This is a genomic window from Kaistia dalseonensis, assembly GCF_030814715.1.
In the GTDB taxonomy this organism is placed as follows: domain Bacteria; phylum Pseudomonadota; class Alphaproteobacteria; order Rhizobiales; family Kaistiaceae; genus Kaistia; species Kaistia dalseonensis.
In genome coordinates, this window is the sequence record NZ_JAUSVO010000006.1 from 129,569 (window position 1) to 149,119 (window position 19,551).

The following is a 19,551-nucleotide window of genomic DNA, read 5'->3' on the forward strand; positions in this document are numbered from 1 at the left end:
AACGGCAGAGGATCGGTACCATGTCGTCGATCACGACCGGCAATGCCGAGCAATATGCCGATAGCCGCAAGCTTGCCGCGCGTGCTCGACTCAATTCGCACTATACGATTGCCGCAACGGGCTGGTTCGAGTGGGTGGCCTCGCAATTGCCGCTTCGTGCCCGGGATCGCGTACTCGACGTCGGCTGCGGGCCCGGTTGGTTCTGGGCGGCGGCCGAGCCAATCGCACCAGCCGAACTCCGCCTGACGCTGCTCGATCTATCGGCCGGGATGGTCGGCGAAGCCGTCACCCGCTGTGCGACAGCGGGCTTCAACGGCGTCGAGGGCGAAACGGCCGATGCAACGGCGCTGCCCTTCGCCGCGGAGACGTTCGACGCCGTAATCGCCATGCACATGCTCTATCACGTCGCCGATCAGATGACGGCGATCTCCGAGGCCTGGCGCGTGCTGAAGCCCGGTGGCTTTCTGGCGGTTACGACGAACGGGATCGGCAACATGCGCGAGATCTACGCGCTGACGACCCGGCTCGGCAGCGCGCCGATCGATCCAGCGGCCGCCGCCTTCGGGTTTGACGACGCGAAGCGACTGATGCGCGCCGCCTTCGGCAATGTCACGGCAAGTGAACATCCGGCCCATCTGCGCGTCACCGAACCGGAGGACCTGATCCTGGCGATGACGTCGTTCCCACCCGGAGACCGGGCCAGCGAGGCCGAACTGCAATCGTTCCGTGGCGCCGTGGCCGAAGCATTCGATGCTGGCGGCGGCGTACTCGAAAGCGCCAAGGAAACCGGCCTGTTCATCAGCCGGAAAGCGGCCTGAATCTGGTGCGGCTCGGCCCTCGGCAAGTTGAGCATCTCCCCATTGCGACGTGGAGAGGTGCCGGCGCTTGAGACGTCCGCGACCGGTCTCGTGGCGACGATGCCCTAAACCGGCTCTGCCATACGCTGCGGATCGGTGATCGAAAGCTCTCGCAGCCGCGCCGCGTCACGGGCGGGCGGCGCGCCGAAGAGGCGGTTATATTCGCGCGTGAACTGGGACTGGCTCTCATAGCCGACGGCAAAGCCGATGCTCCCGGCGTCCGCAGGCCGCGCGAGCAGCAGCCGGCGCGCCTCCTGCAGGCGGATCTGCTTCTGGAACTGGAGCGGGCTCATCGATGTCACCGCCTTGAAATGACGATGAAAAGACGACGCGCTCATGCCAGCGATTTCGGCCAGCATCTCGACACGGGCCGCCTCGGCATAATTGTGCTTGATCCAGTCGATCACGCGGCTGATGCAGGAGAGCCGGCTGTCGGACAGCGCGATCTGGCGCAGCATGCGGCCCTGCGCGCCGCACAAGAGCCGATAGAGGATCTCGCGCTCCAGCATCGGCCCGAGCACGGGAAGATCGCGCGGCCGATCAAGCAGTTTCAACATGCGGATGACAGGATCGAGCAAATCGGCATCGACCGCCGAGACGGCCATGCCAGCGACCGGCGCGCCATCATCCTCGATCTCGGCAAGTTCCAGCAGCATCGCCGCAAGCATGGCGCGGTCGAGACGCAGGCTGAAGGCGAGATATGGCTCCTCAGGACTCGCGTCGATGATCTCGCCACTCGCCGGAAGATCGACCGAGACGACCAGATACTTAGCCGCATCATAAATCAGCACATTGTCGCCGACGATGACGCGCTTGGCGCCCTGTGCCACGATGCAGAAGAGCGGTTCATAGAGGACGCGCGACGGCATCGTCATGTTGCCCGAGCGCATGAGCGTCACACGCGGGATCGGCGTCTCGACGCGCGGAACCTGGCAGTGCCGTGCGATCAGGCCGCGCAATTCGTTCATCTGGTCCATATCCGCTCCGATAGCACAAAGAGACCCGGCCGGCGCAAGCAATGCGACCATGGCGATCAAGACTCTGAGAGGATCGTGCAAAAAGCCGGCAGCTTTTGGATAGCGCCGCGAAGCCGTGCTCGCCATCTGAAGAGCGTCATTGAAGGAGCTTCTCATGAGCAAGACTTGGTTTGTTACCGGAGCGACGCGCGGCATCGGCGCCGAGATCACCAGGGCCGCCCTCGCCGCCGGCGACAGCGTCGTCGCCACGGGGCGTGACCCGGCGCGGATCGAGGCGACTTTCCCGGATGGCGGCGACCGTCTCCTGGCGGTCGCCCTCGACGTCACGTCCGAGGCGCAGATCAAGGCGGCGGTCGCAGCCGCCGCCGAGAAATTCGGACGCATCGACGTGCTCGTCAACAATGCCGGCTATGGCCAGCTCGGACTGTTCGAGGAGACCGCACCCGGCGATGCCGAACAGCAATTCGCAACCAATGTGTTCGGTCTCTTCAACGTGACCCGCGCCGTGCTGCCGCTGATGCGGCAACAGCGTTCGGGCCATATCTTCAATCTCTCGTCGATTGCCGGCCTGCGCGGCGGCCTCGGCGGCTCGCTCTATTGCGCCAGCAAGTTCGCAATCGAAGGCTTTTCGGAATCGCTCGCCCAGGAAATCGAGCCGTTCGGGATCAGCGTGACCGTGGTCGAGCCCGGCTTCTTCCGCACCGATTTTCTCGATGACACGTCGGTTCGCCTCAGCACCGCAGGGATCGCGGACTATGCCGAAGTCTCGGCGCAGATCCGTAGCGGCTATGCGGCGCGCAACCACCAACAGGCCGGCGATCCGGTCAAGCTCGCCGGCGTCATCGTCACGCTCGCTGGAGAGGAACAGCCGCCCTTCCGCTATGCGGCCGGCAGCGATGCGGCCGAGGTGTTCGCCGCCAAGATCGCGCGGCTGACGGCGGAACTCGAAGCGACACGCCCGCTCTCCCCCCAGACCGACGGCTCCTTCTAGCACCTTCAGGCGGGCCGACGTCGGCTCGCCTGCATCCCACCCGGCGCCCTGCGCCACCCCAGCCAGAACGGAACATTCCCATGCGCTACAACACGCTCGGAGGCACAGGCCTCCTCGTTTCGGAAATCACCCTCGGCACCATGACCTTTGGCGGTCGTGGCTTCTGGACCGCGATTGGCGAGCTCGACCAGTCGGCGGCCGACACCATCGTCGCTCGCGCGCTCGATGCCGGCGTCAACTTCATCGATACGGCCGACGTCTATTCGGAAGGGCTCTCCGAGGAAGTCACGGGCCGTGCCATGGTCAATTCGGGCAAGAAGCGCTCCGACATCGTGCTCGCGACCAAGGCGCTCGGCTCGGTCGGACCCGGCCCGAACGATCGCGGCGCCTCGCGCGGCCATATCATGGACGCCGTGAAGGCGAGCCTGACCCGCCTCGGTACCGACTATATCGATCTCTACCAGATCCACGGCTTCGACCCGCTGACCCCGATCGAGGAAACGGTCCGCGCCCTCGACGATCTCGTCCGCCAGGGGCATGTCCGCTATGTCGGCGTCTCGAACTGGGCCTCGTGGCAGATCATGAAGGCGCTCGGCATCGCCGACCACAATGGCTGGGCCCGCTTCGCCTCACTGCAGGCCTATTACACGATCGCCGGTCGCGACCTCGAACGCGACATCGCGCCGATGCTCCTCGACCAGAAGGTTGGCCTGATGGTGTGGAGCCCGTTGGCGGGCGGCCTGCTCTCGGGCAAATATGATCGCGACGGCAGTTCGCCGGAGGGTGGCCGCCGCGCGAATTTCGACTTTCCGCCCGTCAACAAGGACCGCGCCTTCGACGTGATCGACGTCATGCGTGACATCGCCAACGCCAAAGGCACCTCGGTGGCGCGGATCGCGCTCGCCTGGCTGCTGAAACAACCCTTCGTGACGACGGTCATCATCGGTGCGAAGACGATCGAGCAGCTGGACGACAACCTCGCCGCGACGGACATCGAACTCTCCGCCGACGAACTCGCCCGGCTCGACGCGGTCAGCGCCTTGCCGCCGGAATATCCGGGCTGGATGCTGGCGCGGCAGAGCGAAGGTCGCAAGCGCGGCTGATCCGCAGGCGACTTGACGCTTCGAAGCAATCGACTAAGCAAGGCGGATGGACGATCCCATCCGCCTTGCTGCGCTCAATAATGCCGAATGGTGCGACGCGATCTGCCGCGCACATGGCCGGCCGTGCACCTTCGGCGACGCGCTCTGGTTCAACCGGCAGGCAACACCGCCCTTCTATCCGAACGCGGTCACGCTCGCCCGCGACAGCCGGCCAGCGATCGAGCAGGCCCTGCCCTTGATCCAGGCCGGCGCCGGCGCGGCGTTTGCGATCAAGGACAGCTACCAGTCGCTCGATCTGAGGCCGCTCGGTTTTGATCCGCTGTTCGAGGCCGAATGGATCCTGCGCGCCCCCACTCCATCGACGGCCGATCGCGGCGATATCAGCTGGCGCGTCGTCGAGACGGAGCGGCAACTGGCCGCCTGGGAGACGGCCTGGGCAGGTGGTGTGGTCGACGAGCCGATCTTTCGCGTCGCCCTTTTGGCCGATCCGGCCGTGACGCTGATCGCAGGTTTTGACGGTGACCACATCGTCGCCGGCGCGGCGCTCAATCGTTCGGCCGCAGCCATGGGCTGGTCCAATGTCTTCGCGCCGGAGGCCGATGGCCTTAGCCCGATCGCGGGCGCCCTCGCCTTCGCGACGACGCTCGCCGGCGATCTGCCGTTGGTCGGCTATGAGCATGGCGAAGCATTGGAAAAATCCATGGCGCTCGGCTTTGAACCCGTTGGCGGGCTGCGCATTTGGGCCTATCGACAGGCCTGAAAACCGCCCACGACACCAGCCGGAGCCGACATGTCCGAATTCCACGACAAGCGCATTCTCATCACCGGCGCCGGCAAGGGCATAGGCCGGGCGACGGCGCTTCACTTCGCCGAACTGGGTGCGAAGGTCATCGCCATATCCCGCGACCCGCGCGATCTCGAGAGCCTTGCCGAGGAGATCGGCTGCGAGACCTTCGCCGTTGATCTCGCCGATGCGGACGCCACGCGCCGGGCCGCCTCGGCCGCGCAGCCGGTCGACTTTCTCGTCAACTGCGCCGGCACGACGACGCTCGAATCCTTCCTCGACACATCGGTCGAGAATTTCGATCACCTGATGGCCGTCAATGTCCGCGCCGCCATGATCGTGGCGCAGGAAACGGCCCGCAACATGATCGCCCGGCAGCACCGGGGTGCCATCGTCAACGTCTCCTCGATCTCATCCTGGGTCGGCTTCCAGGATCACGCCAGCTATTGCGCCACCAAGGGCGCGCTCGACGCGCTGACCCGCGTGATGGCGAATGAACTCGGCCGGCACGGCATCCGCGTGAATGCGGTCAACCCGGTCGTGACGCTGACGCCGATGGCGGTGAAGGCGTGGAGCGATCCCGCGAAATCCGAACCCATGCTCAGCCGCATCCCGCTCGGCCGCTTCGTCGAGCCGAACGAAGTCGCGACCGCGATCGCCTATCTGCTCGGCAGCGGCGCCGCCATGGTCAACGGCATCACCATGCCGATCGATGGCGGCTTCATGGTGAACTGAGGGTTTCCCCGCCCGACATCGACGCCGGGTCGATCCGGGAGCTCAATCGTCGATCGCGCGCGGACGGACGGTCGCCGGATCGCTGAAATCCTCGCGCAATTGCGCGCGGGCAGCCTCGCGCGCGACGGAGAGGCGCTGATCAATCGCGTCATCGGGCAGGCCGACATCCGCGAGGATCAGGCCCGCCAGCTGCAGGCTACCCTCCAGCGCCTCGGGCACGACATCCGTGGCGCCGAGGTCGAGCAGCGCGCGGGCATGGCCGAGGCTCCGGGCGCGCGCGTGAACGACCGCATCGGGCCAGCGCTGCCGCACCGCGGCCACCATCTTTTCCGCCACCCCCGCGTCGTCGGGCGTCGCTACGAAGGAGCGGGCGCGGGCGCCGCCCAGCCGTTCCAGAATTTCGGGGCGCGTCGCATCGCCGAAAAACACAGTCTGGCCCTCCGCCTTGGCATGCTCGACATGCTCGGCGTTGAGATCGAGCCCGACATAGGGGATGCCTTCGGCCTGGAGCAGATTGGCGACCGTAGCACCGAAACGGCCGAAGCCGCCGATGATCACATGGTCGGCATAGCCCTCATCGGCACTGACGCCATGGGCGCTCTGGTTTCTGCGTTTGTCGAGATAAGCCGCGAGCCGGGCGCCGATCACCCCGAGGAAGGGCGTCACGACCATGGACAGCGCGGCGATCGTCGCCGCGAGGCGCGTCAGGTCCGGCGCGACCACATTGTCGCGCGCGGCCAGCGTGAAGACGACAAAGGCGAATTCGCCGGCGCCGGCCAGCACGAAGGTCGTCTCGATCGAGACGGAGCGCGGCATCCAGGCCAAGCGACAGGCGACATAGCCCGCGGCCAGCTTGATCGAAATCAGCAGGGCCAGCGCGCCGAGGACGAGCGGCAATTGCCCCATGACAGCAACGACGTCGATCGTCATGCCGACGGTCATGAAGAACAGGCCGAGGAAAAGATCGCGGAACGGCTCGATATCGACATCGAGCTGATGGCGATATTCCGTCTCGCTCAGCAGCAGTCCGGCCAGGAATGCGCCAAGCGCGCCAGACAGACCGGCATGGGAGGTGATCGCGCCGGTTCCGACAATGATGAGCAGGGCCAGCGCAATCAGCAGAGTGCGGTTGCCGGTCGCCCCGGCGAGCCGCATCAACGGCTTGATGATGGTTCGGCCGATCACGACGACCGCAACGACCACCACGGCCGCGAGCGCGATACCCTTGATGAGCGAGGCGCCGACGCTCGCCCCCTCCTGGCCCAGAATGCCGACGATGATGACGATCGGCACAACCATCATGTCTTGCAGGATCAATACGCCGAGCGCCGTGCGGCCGACCGGTGCGCCGAGCCGCTGCCGCTCCACCAGAGACTGCGTCACGATCGCCGTCGACGACAGCGCGAGCGCCATGCCGAACACCAGCGAATCGTCGAACTGGAAGCCGAGCGCTGCCGCAACGCCGTAGATCGCGGCCGTCGAGAGCGCGACCTGCAGCCCGCCGGCACCGACCATCAACCGCCCGACCGAGCCGAGCTTGGCGAAGGACAGTTCAAGCCCGATCGTGAAGAGAAGAAACATGATGCCGAGGTCGCCGAGACCCTGCATCACGCTCGCATCCTTGATCGTCGCATAGCCGAAGATCGGATAGAGCGGCACCAGATGGCCGAATCCGCCCGGACCGACGGCGATGCCGGCGATCAGGAAGCCCAGGACGACCCCGAGCTTCAAATGCTGGAAAAGCGGCACGACGATGCCGGCCGCAATCAGGAAGACCAGCAGCTGCCGGGCATCCACGACGTGTTCCATGCCGCCCTCCCCCTGGTCGGCACAGGCCTCAAGCGGCCAACACTGTCTCGATTGCGGCGAGCGCTTCACCGGCCCGGGCGCCATCGGGGCCGCCGGCCTGTGCCATGTCGGGCCTGCCACCGCCGCCCTTGCCGCCGAGCACCTCGGAACCGGCGCGGACGAGATCGACCGCATTGTAGCGCCCGAGCAGATCCTCGCTCACACCGACGACCAGCGCGGCCTTGCCATCATCCGAGACGCCGACAAAGGCGACGATGCCGGAACCGACCGACTTCTTCGCATCGTCGACGAGCCCCTTCAGATCCTTGGGCGCAATACCTTCCACGACGCGGCCGAGATAGCGCACCGAGCCGACCTCGCGCACGCCATCGCCGGCCGCCTGTCCGCCACCGCCGAGCGCCAGCTTCTTCTTGGCATCGGCCAGCTCTTTCTCAAGCCGGCGGCGCTCCTCGACCAGAATCGCGACGCGTTCGGCAGCCTCTTCCGGGCGCACCTTCAGCGCGGCCGCAACGGCCTTGAGGCGCTTGTCCTGCGTCTCCAGATAATCGCGGGCCGCCTTGCCCGTCAGCGCCTCGACGCGGCGCACGCCAGCGGCGACCGCACTTTCGCCGACCAGCGTCACGAGGCCGATCTCGCCGGTGCGGCCCACATGCGTGCCGCCGCAGAGCTCGACCGAATAGGGCTTGCCGTCCCGCTCACCCATGGTGACCACGCGGACTTCATCGCCATATTTCTCGCCGAACAGCGCCATGGCGCCGGAGCCCATGGCCTCGTCGCGATCCATCAGCCGCGTTACGACCGGCGCATCCTGCAACACGACGGCATTGGCGATGTCCTCGATCGTTCCGAGCTCTGTCTCGTCGATCGGCTTCGGATGGCTGAAATCGAAGCGCAGCCGGTCGGGGGCAACGAGCGAGCCCTTCTGCGCGACATGATCGCCGAGAACGGTGCGCAGCGCCGCATGGAGCAGATGGGTCGCCGAATGGTTCGAGCGGATCGCGCCGCGACGCGCATGATCGACGGAGAGGCGAACCGCGTCGCCCATCTCCACCGTGCCCTGCTCGACCTTGCCGATATGCACGAAGAGGCCGTCGGCCTTCTTCTGGGTGTCCTCGATCGCGATGATCGCGCCCTGTTCGGTCTCGATGCGACCGGCATCACCAACCTGGCCACCCGATTCGCCATAGAACGGGGTCTGGTTGACGACGATCGAAACCGGCTCGCCGGCCGACGCGCTCTCGATCTCGGCGCCGTCGCGCACCAGCGCCAGCACCTTGCCCTCGGCAGCCTCAGCCGAATAGCCGAGGAATTCCGTGGCGCCCAGACGATCGCGCAGAGGATACCAGACGGTCTCGGTTGCGGTGTCGCCGGAGCCGGACCAATTGGCGCGCGCTTCGGCCTTCTGCCGCTCCATCGCGGACTGGAAGGTGTCGGTATCGACGCCAATGCCGCGCGCGCGCAGGGCATCCTGCGTCAGGTCGAGCGGGAAACCGTAAGTGTCATAGAGCTTGAATGCCGTCTCGCCATCGAGCGTCGAGCCTTCGGCAAAGCCCGACGTCGCCTCGTCGAGCAGCGTCAGGCCGCGCGCCAGCGTGCGGCGGAAGCGGATTTCCTCGAGCCGCAGCGTCTCCGTGATCAGCGGCTCCGCGCGCACGAGCTCCGGATAGGCCTGGCCCATCTCACGCACTAGCGCCGGCACGAGCCGCCAGAGCAGCGGATCGGCTGCGCCCAGGATATGGGCGTGGCGCATGGCGCGGCGCATGATGCGGCGCAGCACATAGCCGCGGCCTTCATTAGACGGCAGCACGCCATCGGCGATCAGGAAGCTCGATGCGCGCAGATGATCGGCGATGATGCGGTGGCTCGCACGTGCGGCACCTTCCGCCGGCACGCCCGTCGCCTCGACTGAAGCGCGGATCAGCGCCCTGAAGAGGTCGATATCATAATTGTCGTGAACGCCCTGCAACACGGCGGCGACGCGCTCGAGACCCATGCCGGTATCGATCGAGGGCTTGGGGAGCGGAACACGGTTTCCCGGCGCGATCTGCTCATACTGCATGAAGACGAGATTCCAGATCTCGATGAAGCGGTCGCCATCCTCCTCCGGGCTGCCGGGCGGGCCACCGGGAATGTGATCGCCATGGTCGTAGAAAATTTCCGAGCACGGGCCGCACGGGCCGGTATCGCCCATCTGCCAGAAATTGTCCGAGGTCGGGATGCGGATGATCTTCTCATCCGCAAGGCCGGCGATCTTCTTCCAGAGATCGAACGCCTCGTCGTCGGTGTGATAGACGGTGACGAGGAGCTTGTCCTTCGGCAGGCCGAATTCCTTCGTGATCAGCGTCCAGGCGAGCTCGATCGCCCGTTCCTTGAAATAATCGCCGAAAGAGAAATTACCGAGCATCTCGAAGAAGGTGTGATGGCGGGCCGTGTAGCCGACATTGTCGAGATCATTGTGCTTGCCACCGGCACGGACGCATTTCTGCGACGTGGTCGCGCGCGGATAGGGCGCGCCGATCCGGCCGGTGAAATAATCCTTGAACTGCACCATGCCGGCATTGGTGAACATCAGCGTCGGATCGTTGCGCGGTACCAGCGGGCTCGATGGCACGACCTCGTGACCGTTCTTCTGGAAGAAGCCGAGATAAGCCGACCGGATGTCGTTGACGCTGCTCATGAACCGAACCGCCTGATACGAAAAAGGGTGGAGCCGCATCGATGCGGCTCCACCGAAAAAAGATAGTGGGCGTTTGTAGCGAGCGACCGCGGGGCTGTCCAGAAAACGCGTGTGGGGCCAAGCCCTCTGGCGCCCAAAGCGCGAAATTTCACCCGATATGACTGACGAAAGCCTCACGCGCGATGCGGCAATCCGGGTAAACGACTCCGATCCCGCCCCCACTGAGCCCCGACCGCCGGCAGATCGCGCGGTCGGTACCGTGGCGCCCGCATGGCCCCGCTAACCACACGACGCCGGCCGTCGCACGCTCCCGACACAAAACCGCCGGCTCACTGGCCGGCGGTTTCACGACGAAAAGAAGGGTGGTCGCCTGTCAGGCTTCCATGGCGCCGTCGGAATCCTCTTCGCTGTCCGGACCACCATTGGTCAGCAACTGGTCGGCGATGAGGCCGGCATTCTGGCGGATCGCCTGCTCGATCGTCTTGGCGATCTCGACATTCTCGCGCAGGAAGTTCTTGGCGTTCTCGCGCCCCTGGCCGAGCCGCTGGCTGTCATAGGAGAACCAGGCGCCCGACTTCTCGACGATGCCAGCCTTGACGCCGAGATCGATCAGCTCGCCGACCTTCGACACGCCTTCGCCATACATGATGTCGAATTCGACCTGCTTGAAGGGCGGGGCCAGCTTGTTCTTGACGACCTTGACGCGGGTCTGGTTGCCCACGACCTCGTCGCGCTCCTTGATCGCGCCGATGCGGCGAATGTCGAGGCGGACCGACGCGTAGAACTTCAGCGCATTACCGCCGGTGGTCGTCTCGGGATTGCCGAACATCACACCGATCTTCATGCGGATCTGGTTGATGAAGATCACCATGGTGTTCGACTTGGAGATCGACGCGGTGAGCTTGCGCAGCGCCTGGCTCATCAAGCGCGCCTGGAGACCCGGCAGGCTGTCGCCCATTTCGCCCTCGATTTCGGCGCGCGGCGTCAAGGCCGCGACCGAATCGACCACCAGCACGTCGATCGCGCCGGAGCGGACCAGCGTGTCGGTGATCTCGAGCGCCTGCTCGCCCGTATCGGGCTGCGAAATCAGGAGATCGTCGAGATTGACGCCGAGCTTGCGCGCATAGATCGGATCAAGCGCATGCTCCGCATCGACGAAGGCGCAAATGCCGCCATTCTTCTGCGCTTCCGCGATGGTGTGCAGCGCGAGCGTGGTCTTGCCCGAGGATTCCGGCCCGTAGATCTCGACGATGCGGCCCCGCGGCAGGCCGCCAATGCCGAGCGCTATATCGAGCCCGAGCGAGCCCGTCGGAACGGTTCCGACTTCCACGATCTTGTTGTTCAGGCCGAGGCGCATGATCGACCCTTTGCCGAATGCGCGCTCGATCTGACCAAGCGCCGCGTCGAGCGCCTTCGACTTGTCCATTGTAACCCCTTCGACGAGACGGAGAGAAGCTTGTGACATCCCGACGATCCTTATTTCACACAGCCCAGAGTCGATCAAACACAGACAATGTACATGTTTTGTTCTCATTCGCAAGAACAAACGACCGAAGCTGCCGAACGGGAACGTGCCATCTCTTCCCTTGCGTCAATCGGATTGAATCACAGGCAGCGCGGCGACGGGGCTTGCGCGCCGGGGCGCCGATCGGCCATGGTCCGCCGCTTCCCGATCGGCCCGCCCGCGCCCTTGTTGCGGCGGGCTGAACCGATCTTTCGTGCGACACCGGTGACAGCCATGCTTGAAACGACCAGCCTCATCCTCTCAGACGAAGTCGCCACCGCCAAGGCGGCCGGCAAGCCCATCGTTGCGCTCGAGACGACCATTGTCACCCATGGCATGCCCTATCCCGAGAACATCGCCACCGCGCTCGCCGTCGAAGATATCGTGCGCGCCGCCGGCGCCGTTCCGGCGACCATCGCGATCATGGACGGCAAGATCCGCGTCGGGCTGACGGCCGAGGAGCTGGAGCGGCTCGCCGGCCTCAAGAACGTCATGAAGCTTTCCCGCGCCGATCTCGCCTTCGCGCTTTCGACCGGCCGTCCTGGTGCTACGACGGTCGCCGCGACCATGATCGCGGCCGATCTCGCCGGCATCCGCGTCTTCGCGACCGGGGGCATTGGCGGCGTCCATCGCGGCGCCGAGACCAGCTTCGACGTCTCCGCCGACCTGCACGAACTGGCGCGCACGCCGGTCGCGGTGGTCTGCGCCGGCGCCAAGGCGCTGCTCGATATTCCCAAGACGCTGGAAGTGCTGGAAACGCTCGGCGTGCCCGTCGTCACCTATGGCCAGGACGAGCTGCCCGCCTTCTGGTCGCGCCAGAGCGGCCTGCCCTCGCCGCTCCGTCTCGACGCGGCCGGCGAGATCGCCGCCTTCATCGCCAAGCGCGACGAACTCGGCCTCGCGGGCGGTGTGCTGGTGGCCAATCCGGTGCCGGCAGCCGACGAGATCCCGGCCGACGAAATGAGGGCCTATATCGAGCAGGCGATCATTGATGCCGAGCGCGACAAGATCCGCGCCAAGTCCGTGACGCCCTATGTGCTCGGCCGCATCCTTGAGCTCACCGCCGGGCGCAGCCTCGTCACCAATATCGCGCTGGTGAAGAACAATGCCCGCCTCGCCGCTGAGATTGCGGCGGCGCTCGCCTGATCTGTCCGCTTGCCTCGCGCCGGCCGCCCTGGTGGCCGGCGTCAGGCCTTGACCGCCGAGACCACATGACCCGCCGATGAGCGGTCGAGCGGCGATGCAACACCGAGATAGGCCTTGCCGAGATCGGGCCCGGCGAGATCTTCAACCGCCGTGAAGCCGAGATCGGCGAGGCGTCGTGCCAGATCCTCGGGCTTGAAGAAACTGACGAAGGGCTCGCCCAGACCCGCAACGCGGCCGGCCAGCGTCTGGAAGGCGAGGCGCTGCAACTGGCCGAGCCGGTCGGGCTGCAGCGCATAGTCGAACACCACCTCCGAACCGGATGGCCGCGCGGCGATGATGCGAAGCGTCGCGAAGATCGCCTCCTCGGTCAGATAGGGCACGACGCCCAGCCAGGAAAAGAAAGCCGGCTCGTCGGGAGCGAGCCCGGCCGCCGCGAGCCGCTCGTCCAGCGCCTCGGTCGCGAAATCAATCGGCACGAAGACGACATCCGGCGGTATCGCAATGCCCGTTGCCGTGAGTTGCTGCTTCTTCCAGGCCTGCGTCGCGGGACGGTCGACCTCATAGACCCGAAGCCCGTCACCCGCGAAGCGATTGCGATAGGCGAAGGTGTCGAGGCCGGCGCCGAGCACGACATAGCGCCGGATGCCGCGGGCGACAGCAGCGGCAAGCCTGTCCTCGGCATAGCGGCTGCGGGCCGCCAGGAAAAAGCGCAGCGCTGCGCCGCCCGGCGAATCCGCGCGCGAAAGCTCGTCGCGTGCGAGCGTCGAACCGCGATCACCGCCGATAATGGTGAGTGCCAGCGGATCCTCGAACACCAGCGGCTTGTCGAGCAATTGATGCGCCGCCCGGCGTATGGCGGTGCGGAAGGCCGTGGCGCTCGGCTGTCCTTCGATCAAGTGCTACTCCATGCAACCGAAATTGGTGAGCATCTTCTTCGTGTCCTCTGCCGACAGCATGTCGCCTTGCTTCCGTTCATCCGGGAGCATCAGCAACGACGTCTTGCCATCGGGGTCGACGATCACATGAAAGGGCTGGAACGGCTGGCCCTTGCCGGGACTGACGCTGCCGCAATAGCCGTGGCCGTTCCGGGCCAGCGATTTCTTGTCTATGCTGATCTCGAAGCCGGCCGGCAGATGGAGCTCGCGTTCCAAGGCCGATGCAATGGCGGCCTCTATCTCGGGCGCCGGATGCGAATTGCCGACATAGATCTGCCCAAAGGCGAGGCTCGGCGCCAGGCAAAGCGCCCCCGCCGCCAAGAGTGCCCATCGTGACCACATAGCTCCCCGCCCTCCGATCATGTGCAGGCGACAGTCAGACGGTTTCACGGGCGGACGCAAGCCTCACCAAGCGACGCGCAGGGCTTCGAGGCCATGGAAATGATAGTTGTCGCGATAGAGCGGCGCCTCGGCGAGACGCAGGCTCGGCAGGCGCTGGAACAGGATCGGCATGGAAATCTGCATTTCCAGCCGCGCCAGCGGCGCGCCGATGCAGAAATGGATGCCGCCGCCAAAGGCGAGATTGGCGATCTGAGCGCGTGATGGATCGAAGCGATCGGCCATGGCGAAGCGCGCCGGATCGCGGTTCGCCGCACCGATGAGGAGACCGACCCGGTCGCCCTTGCGGAACGGTATGCCGCCATAGTCGAGGTCTTCGAGGGCATAGCGGGCGAAGAAATGCAGCGGCGGATCATAGCGCAGGCATTCCTCGATCGTCGCGGCGGTGGCATCCGCGCTGCCGAAGATGACGGCCGGATCGAGGCCCGTCTGGAGGATCGTCTTCACGCCATTGCCGGTCGCGTGCACCGTCGCCTCATGGCCTGCATTGAGCAACAGGATACAGGTGGTGATCAGCTCGTCTTCGGTGAGCTTTTCGCCCGCCTCCTCCGCAGCGATCAGCGTGCTGATCAGATCGTCGGCCGGCTTGCCGCGCCGCTCGCGCACATAGCTGCGGAGAAAATCGGAAAAGGCGAGCGTGGCGGAAACCGCCGCATCCTCCATCGCCCGCGTCCGGCCGAACTGGTACATGCCGACCATGCGGTGCGACCAGTCGAGCAGGTCGGGCGCGCGCTCGGCCGGCACGCCGAGCAATTCCGCGATCACCACGACGGGAATCGGCGCCGCATAGGCCTCGATCAGCTCGGCGCGGCCCTCTGCTTCGATGCGATCGATCAACTCATGCGCCAGCCGCTCGATCCGTGGCCTCAGGCGCTCGATCTGGCGCGAGACGAAGGCGCGATTGACCAGGGTCCGGAGCCGCGTATGCACCGGCGGCTCGCGCTCCAGCATGGAGAGGCTGTCGACATCATAGAACGGCTTCAGATGCGGAGCCGGCTCCGGCATGCCGAGTTCCTCGCGGGTCGCGACATGCAGGATCTCGCGTCCGAAACGCCGGTCGCGAAAGAGCGCGTTGACGTCGTCGGCGTTGAGGAAACACCAGAGCTGGTATTCCTCCCAGTAGAAGGCCGGCGTCAGGTCGCGGATCGCCTCGAACACCGGATAGGGATTCTGGAAGAAGGCCGGATCCTTGGCGTCGATCGAGACATGGCGGGTGGCGCGATCGATCTTCCCGGCCAAAGGCTGACCATTGGCTGCCGACAATTCGTCCAATCTCGGATCTCCGCGCGACGGCGCCCGGCTATTCACCGAGCGCCTCTTTCACCGCCGTCGCCAATTGCTTGAGCGAGAAGGGCTTCGGCAGGAAGTTGAAGGCCTCGCCATCCGGCAGGTTCTTGGCGAAAGCGTCCTCGGCGTAGCCGGAGACGAAAATGATCTTGATGCCGGGGCGCTGCTTGCGCAATTCGCGCAGCAATGACGGGCCGTCCAGTTCCGGCATGACGACGTCTGAGACGACCAGGTCGATCTCGCCGCCCGTCTCCTTCATGATCTCCAGAGCCTCGACGCCCGATGCCGCCTCGTGCACGGTGTAGCCGCGTGAGGCCAGTGCCCGCGCCGCAAAGGCCCGGACCGCCTCCTCGTCTTCGACGAGCAGGATGTGCGCGCTGCCGGTCAGGTCGGCAAGTTCGACCGGCTTCTCGACGACCGCCTCGACCTTCGGCTGCTCGAGCGGGATATGACGCGGGACGAATATCCGGAAGACCGTGCCCTTGTCCAACTCGCTGTCGAAGAAGATATGCGCGCCGGTCTGGCGGACGATACCGTAGACCGTGGAGAGCCCGAGGCCGGTGCCCTTGCCGACCTCCTTGGTCGAAAAGAACGGTTCGAAGATCTTGGACTGCACCTCGATCGGAATGCCCGTGCCGGTATCCTCGACCTCGATCAGCACATAGTCGGCGGCCGGCAGGGCTTTGTAGCCGTAGCTCGCCGTGTCCTCGGCCGTGACGTTGCGCGTGCGGATCGTGAGCTGGCCACCTTTCGGCATCGCGTCGCGCGCATTGACCGCGAGGTTGATCACGACCTGTTCGAACTGGTTCATGTCCGCCTTGATCGGCCAGACATCGCGACCATGCACGACCGACAACGCCACCTTCTCGCCGAGCAATCGGTCGAGCAGGATGGAAAGGTCGGAGAGGACATCGCCGATCGCCAGCACCTGCGGCCGGAGCGTCTGGCGACGCGAGAACGCCAGCAACTGCCGCACGAGGCCGGCCGCGCGATTGGCGTTCTGCTTGATGTTCATGATGTCCTGGAATGACGGATCGCTCGGCCGGTGATTGGCGAGCAGGAGATCGGAGAAGCCGATGATGGCCGTCAGGACGTTGTTGAAATCATGTGCGACACCGCCGGCGAGCTGGCCGATCGATTCCATCTTCTGGCTCTGCGCGAATTGCACTTCGAGCGCCCGCTGCTCGGTGGTGTCGAGCGCATAGACCGTCGCGATCTCGCTGTCGCTCGCCTCCTCGTCGACCGCGCTGACATAGAAGCGCACGCTGCGATCACCGGCGCCCGCAATCGAGGTGTCCACCGGCGGGATATCGCCGCGCCCGCCCGCTGCCGCCTCGAGCGCGTCCTGCAGGGCCGCCCGGCCGGCGTCGCCGACGAGATCCGTCAGCCGAACCCGTGTCCCGCCATCGCGCTTCGCTGGCCCGAAGAGATGCGCGAAGGCGGCATTGGTGCGCCCGACACGGCCACTCTTGTCGATCGAGGCGATCGCAAAAGGCGTATGGTTGAAGAAGCGGGCGAAGCGGACCTCCGCGGCGCGCAGCGCTTCCGATATGTCCTCGCCCGGCCCCCGGTTCAGCACCACCGTGCGCGTCGCGCCCGGCGCGCCGTCGCTCGCATACGGCACCTTGTGCAGTAAGCGCACCGGCAGGCTCTGGCCATTATGCTTGACGAGGTCGAGATCGACGATCTCGGTCTGCGTGCCGCCGGGGCTAGAACGGCCGCCGGCAAGGAGCGCCACGGCATCGCCGCGCACGATATCCTTCAGCGACAACGAACCCGGCCGGAAGAAGGTGAGATCGATGCCGAGCCATTCGGCAAGCGTCGCGTTCAGATAGACGATCCGGCCATCCGGCTCGGCCGAAAGGAAGCCCGCCGGCGCGTGATCGAGATAGTCGATCGCGTGCTGCAGGTCCTGGAACACCGTCTCCTGCTGTTCGCGATCCGCCGTCACGTCCGCGACCCGCCAGGCCGTCAGAAAGCGATCGCCGCCGCGCCCATGCGAGCTCTTGTCACCATCCGCGCTGATCGCGACGGGGCGCACGCGGATGCGGTACCAGCGCGGCGTGCCGGACATGGCGCCGGAGAGCGGGCGCGGCATGCGCACTTCCTCGATGCCGCTCCTGCCTTCGCGCACGGCCTGGGACAGGCGATAGATCGCCTCGCTCGCCGCCTGGTCACCCGAAAAGACACGCTCGACCGCGCGAACATCGCGCTCGTCATCCGCGCCGATCAAATCGGCATAGGAACGGTTGGCGTAGAGGATGCGGCCGTCGCGATCCGTGACCACCAGCCCCTCGACCATGGAATCGATGAAGCCGCGGGCGAGTTCGTCGCGCGGCGCCCGGCCCCCGATCCGCACCAGGCCGATCGCCGCCGCAAAGAGGGTGAAGACGCCGATGACGGCAAGAAGCCCGAGCAGGCCGAAGACAAAAGGCTCGGCGGCGGCAGGCGGCAACAGGGCAAAGGCCAAGGCCGCGCCCACCAGCCCCGCCGCGAGCACGACAAGGCGGCCAATACCGCTCGGCCGGTCAGACCGGTCGATGATTGGCAGCCGGGTTTCCATCCCGCGCGGTTCCTCGGTCATCTCGACATACCGACCCTGCGACACTCGAACCGTCTCAACCTCAATCTGCTCCTCCGGACGCGGTCGGCCGAACAGAATCGGTGACGCGGATTCGTTTGCCACAATGCTGAGGATCGCTCGCGAATACAACGCGGCCGCGCTTCCTAGCCGATCCTGAACGTGTCGTGCCCTCGCCCGAGGCGTCGATCTGCCGCTTGAGCGAAACGCCGATAGCCGCCATGGTTAGGAAATTCCTAATATGTTTGACGAATTGATAGATCGAATCGGTTCCCCGGCCCTTGCCAATCGAGGACGGGCGCCCGAAAACGGCGCATAATTTCAGAATCGGGACCCATATGGGCACCCGGGCCATACCGATGATCGCGGAGCGGCGCTTCGCGCGCTGTCAGGAGACCATAATGCGTGACTATTTCGAACCGATGCTGGGTGCTACCGGCGCCCTGATTGCTCAGTTCGCCATCACGCTTCTCATCGTCCTCGTGCTGGTCTTTATCGTGTTCTGGCTGATCCGCCGTTTCACGGGAGGTCGCTTCGGCAACACAGCGACACGCGGCCGGCAACCCCGTCTGAGCGTGCTCGACGCGCTGCCGATCGATCCGCATCGCCGCCTGCTGCTGATACGGCGCGACAATGTCGAGCACCTGATCCTTGTCGGCGGCACCAGCGATCTCGTGATCGAGGCGGCGATCCATCGCTCGGCGCCAGGACAAAGGCGTCTTGATACCAGTGCGGGACGCGGTCCTGCGCCGCAGGTGAACAGCCGACCGGCAGCTGAGGGAGCCGCGCCGCGGGCCGCCGAGCCCCAGCGCGCGCCGGAACCCGCCCGCATGGCGGAGCCGCAACGCGCGCCCCTGGCCGAGCCGAGCCGCAGCGAGTTGCCGCAGAACGAGGTCCTGCGCGCCGAGCCCCTCCCCGTTATCGAGCCGCAGGCCGAGGTCGAGCGGCCTGCCGAGGAGACCAGTTATCGCCGTGACGAACCCTTGCGCGAGGCAGCGCCGGAATTCGTCGCCGCGCCGCCCCCGCCGGCCTTCGAGCCGCCGCCAGTTCCGGCGGAGCCGCCCATGCGCGCCGCCCCGCAGCCGCCCCGTGCTCCGGTCCAGCCGCAGGTGAAGAGCGGTCGCGGGCTGCCATCCTTCCTTTCCGGCGGCCGCTCGCGGCAGACACCGACCGTTCCGCCCGAGCCCACGCCGGCCGATAGTCGTCGGCTCGCCGGACGCGTTCGCCCGAACGAGCCGCAGTCGCGCGTGACGTCGCCCTTCGCCACGCCGCCTGAGCCGATCGTGACGCGCGAAGCCTCGATCGAGCCGGCAGGCCCCGCGCCCGCGCCGGAGTTTTCGGCGCCCGTCCGCCCGCCCATTCCGCCGGCGCCGGCTCCGACCCGCATGACCGGCGAGGAGCCCTTCGGCACGCCGGACACCGAGATCAGCCGCCCGCTGCGCTTCGAGCCGGTCTTCGACACCGTGTCCGACGAGGTCAGGACGGAGGAGCGCGCACCTGCCGTGGAGCCGCCCACGGCGAGCGACCAGCCGGTCAATATCGATACCGCCTTCAGCGAGGAGGCCCCGATTCTGGGCCATCGCGGAGCGGAGGGCGACGAAGAGGGCGCCGCCGCAGCCCGGGCCACTGCCGTAGGCGATCTCGAAAAGGAGATGGCGCGGCTCCTGGGCGAAATCTCCGGCGGCCGCAAGAAATAGCGGCCGCATCGCGGCACGCTGCCGAGGCGGGTCGCTGGCGCGAACGACATTCTTCCAAAGAGAAGGGCG

General features: G+C 66.0%; 15 protein-coding genes. 7 read left to right on the forward strand and 8 right to left on the reverse strand.

Features of this window, described 5'->3' with window-relative positions:
• Positions 1 to 20: 20 nt before the first annotated feature.
• Entirely contained in the window at positions 21 to 818 is a 798-nt protein-coding gene (locus QO014_RS20150; protein ID WP_266350551.1) for a class I SAM-dependent methyltransferase, read from the forward strand.
• 104 nt (positions 819 to 922) lie between these two features.
• Here the strand turns inward: QO014_RS20150 and QO014_RS20155 are convergent, their stop codons facing one another.
• Positions 923 to 1,834, reverse strand: coding sequence for an AraC family transcriptional regulator (locus QO014_RS20155; protein WP_266350552.1), 912 nt, complete (start codon positions 1,832 to 1,834; stop codon positions 923 to 925).
• Between the two features lie 154 nt (positions 1,835 to 1,988).
• Here QO014_RS20155 and QO014_RS20160 point away from each other — a divergent pair, with 154 nt between their 5' ends.
• The 4 genes from QO014_RS20160 (at position 1,989) to QO014_RS20175 (ending at position 5,447) form a co-directional block, all read left to right on the forward strand.
• Entirely contained in the window at positions 1,989 to 2,825 is an 837-nt protein-coding gene (locus QO014_RS20160; RefSeq protein WP_266350553.1) for an SDR family NAD(P)-dependent oxidoreductase, read from the forward strand.
• Positions 2,826 to 2,905: 80 nt separating this feature from the next.
• Positions 2,906 to 3,928: an aldo/keto reductase gene (locus tag QO014_RS20165; RefSeq protein ID WP_266350554.1), complete on the forward strand. Its 1,023-nt coding sequence runs from the start codon at positions 2,906 to 2,908 to the stop codon at positions 3,926 to 3,928.
• A gap of 46 nt (positions 3,929 to 3,974) precedes the next feature.
• Positions 3,975 to 4,688, forward strand: coding sequence for a hypothetical protein (locus QO014_RS20170; protein ID WP_266350555.1), 714 nt, complete (start codon positions 3,975 to 3,977; stop codon positions 4,686 to 4,688).
• 30 nt (positions 4,689 to 4,718) lie between these two features.
• Positions 4,719 to 5,447: an SDR family oxidoreductase gene (locus QO014_RS20175; RefSeq protein ID WP_266350556.1), complete on the forward strand. Its 729-nt coding sequence runs from the start codon at positions 4,719 to 4,721 to the stop codon at positions 5,445 to 5,447.
• Between the two features lie 42 nt (positions 5,448 to 5,489).
• Here the strand turns inward: QO014_RS20175 and QO014_RS20180 are convergent, their stop codons facing one another.
• From QO014_RS20180 to recA, 3 genes are all read right to left on the reverse strand, one after another.
• Positions 5,490 to 7,256, reverse strand: coding sequence for a cation:proton antiporter domain-containing protein (locus QO014_RS20180; protein ID WP_266350557.1), 1,767 nt, complete (start codon positions 7,254 to 7,256; stop codon positions 5,490 to 5,492).
• Between the two features lie 28 nt (positions 7,257 to 7,284).
• Entirely contained in the window at positions 7,285 to 9,933 is a 2,649-nt protein-coding gene (alaS, locus tag QO014_RS20185) for an alanine--tRNA ligase (RefSeq protein WP_266350558.1), read from the reverse strand.
• Positions 9,934 to 10,306: 373 nt separating this feature from the next.
• On the reverse strand, positions 10,307 to 11,398 hold the full coding sequence (gene recA / locus QO014_RS20190) for a recombinase RecA (protein ID WP_266350559.1): 1,092 nt from the start codon (positions 11,396 to 11,398) through the stop codon (positions 10,307 to 10,309).
• A gap of 273 nt (positions 11,399 to 11,671) precedes the next feature.
• Between recA and QO014_RS20195 the strand changes: the two genes are divergently transcribed.
• The gene (locus tag QO014_RS20195) at positions 11,672 to 12,583 is read left to right on the forward strand and encodes a pseudouridine-5'-phosphate glycosidase (protein ID WP_266350560.1); all 912 of its coding nucleotides are present in this window, start codon (positions 11,672 to 11,674) and stop codon (positions 12,581 to 12,583) included.
• Between the two features lie 41 nt (positions 12,584 to 12,624).
• Here the strand turns inward: QO014_RS20195 and QO014_RS20200 are convergent, their stop codons facing one another.
• The 4 genes from QO014_RS20200 to cckA form a co-directional block, all read right to left on the reverse strand.
• A complete protein-coding gene (locus tag QO014_RS20200) occupies positions 12,625 to 13,479 on the reverse strand; it encodes a class I SAM-dependent methyltransferase (RefSeq protein WP_266350561.1) in 855 nt (284 codons plus the stop codon).
• Positions 13,480 to 13,482: 3 nt separating this feature from the next.
• Positions 13,483 to 13,860 (reverse strand): hypothetical protein, encoded by a 378-nt coding sequence (locus tag QO014_RS20205; protein WP_266350562.1) that lies wholly within the window; start codon positions 13,858 to 13,860, stop codon positions 13,483 to 13,485.
• Between the two features lie 63 nt (positions 13,861 to 13,923).
• Positions 13,924 to 15,180 carry a cytochrome P450 gene (locus QO014_RS20210; RefSeq protein ID WP_370877188.1) on the reverse strand — a complete coding sequence of 419 codons (1,257 nt, stop codon included), beginning with the start codon at positions 15,178 to 15,180 and terminating at the stop codon, positions 13,924 to 13,926.
• Between the two features lie 37 nt (positions 15,181 to 15,217).
• Positions 15,218 to 17,788, reverse strand: a complete 2,571-nt coding sequence (gene cckA / locus QO014_RS20215) for a cell cycle histidine kinase CckA (protein ID WP_370877189.1) — start codon at positions 17,786 to 17,788, stop codon at positions 15,218 to 15,220.
• 398 nt (positions 17,789 to 18,186) lie between these two features.
• Between cckA and QO014_RS20220 the strand changes: the two genes are divergently transcribed.
• The gene (locus QO014_RS20220) at positions 18,187 to 19,482 is read left to right on the forward strand and encodes a flagellar biosynthetic protein FliO (protein WP_266350565.1); all 1,296 of its coding nucleotides are present in this window, start codon (positions 18,187 to 18,189) and stop codon (positions 19,480 to 19,482) included.
• Positions 19,483 to 19,551 lie beyond the last annotated feature (69 nt).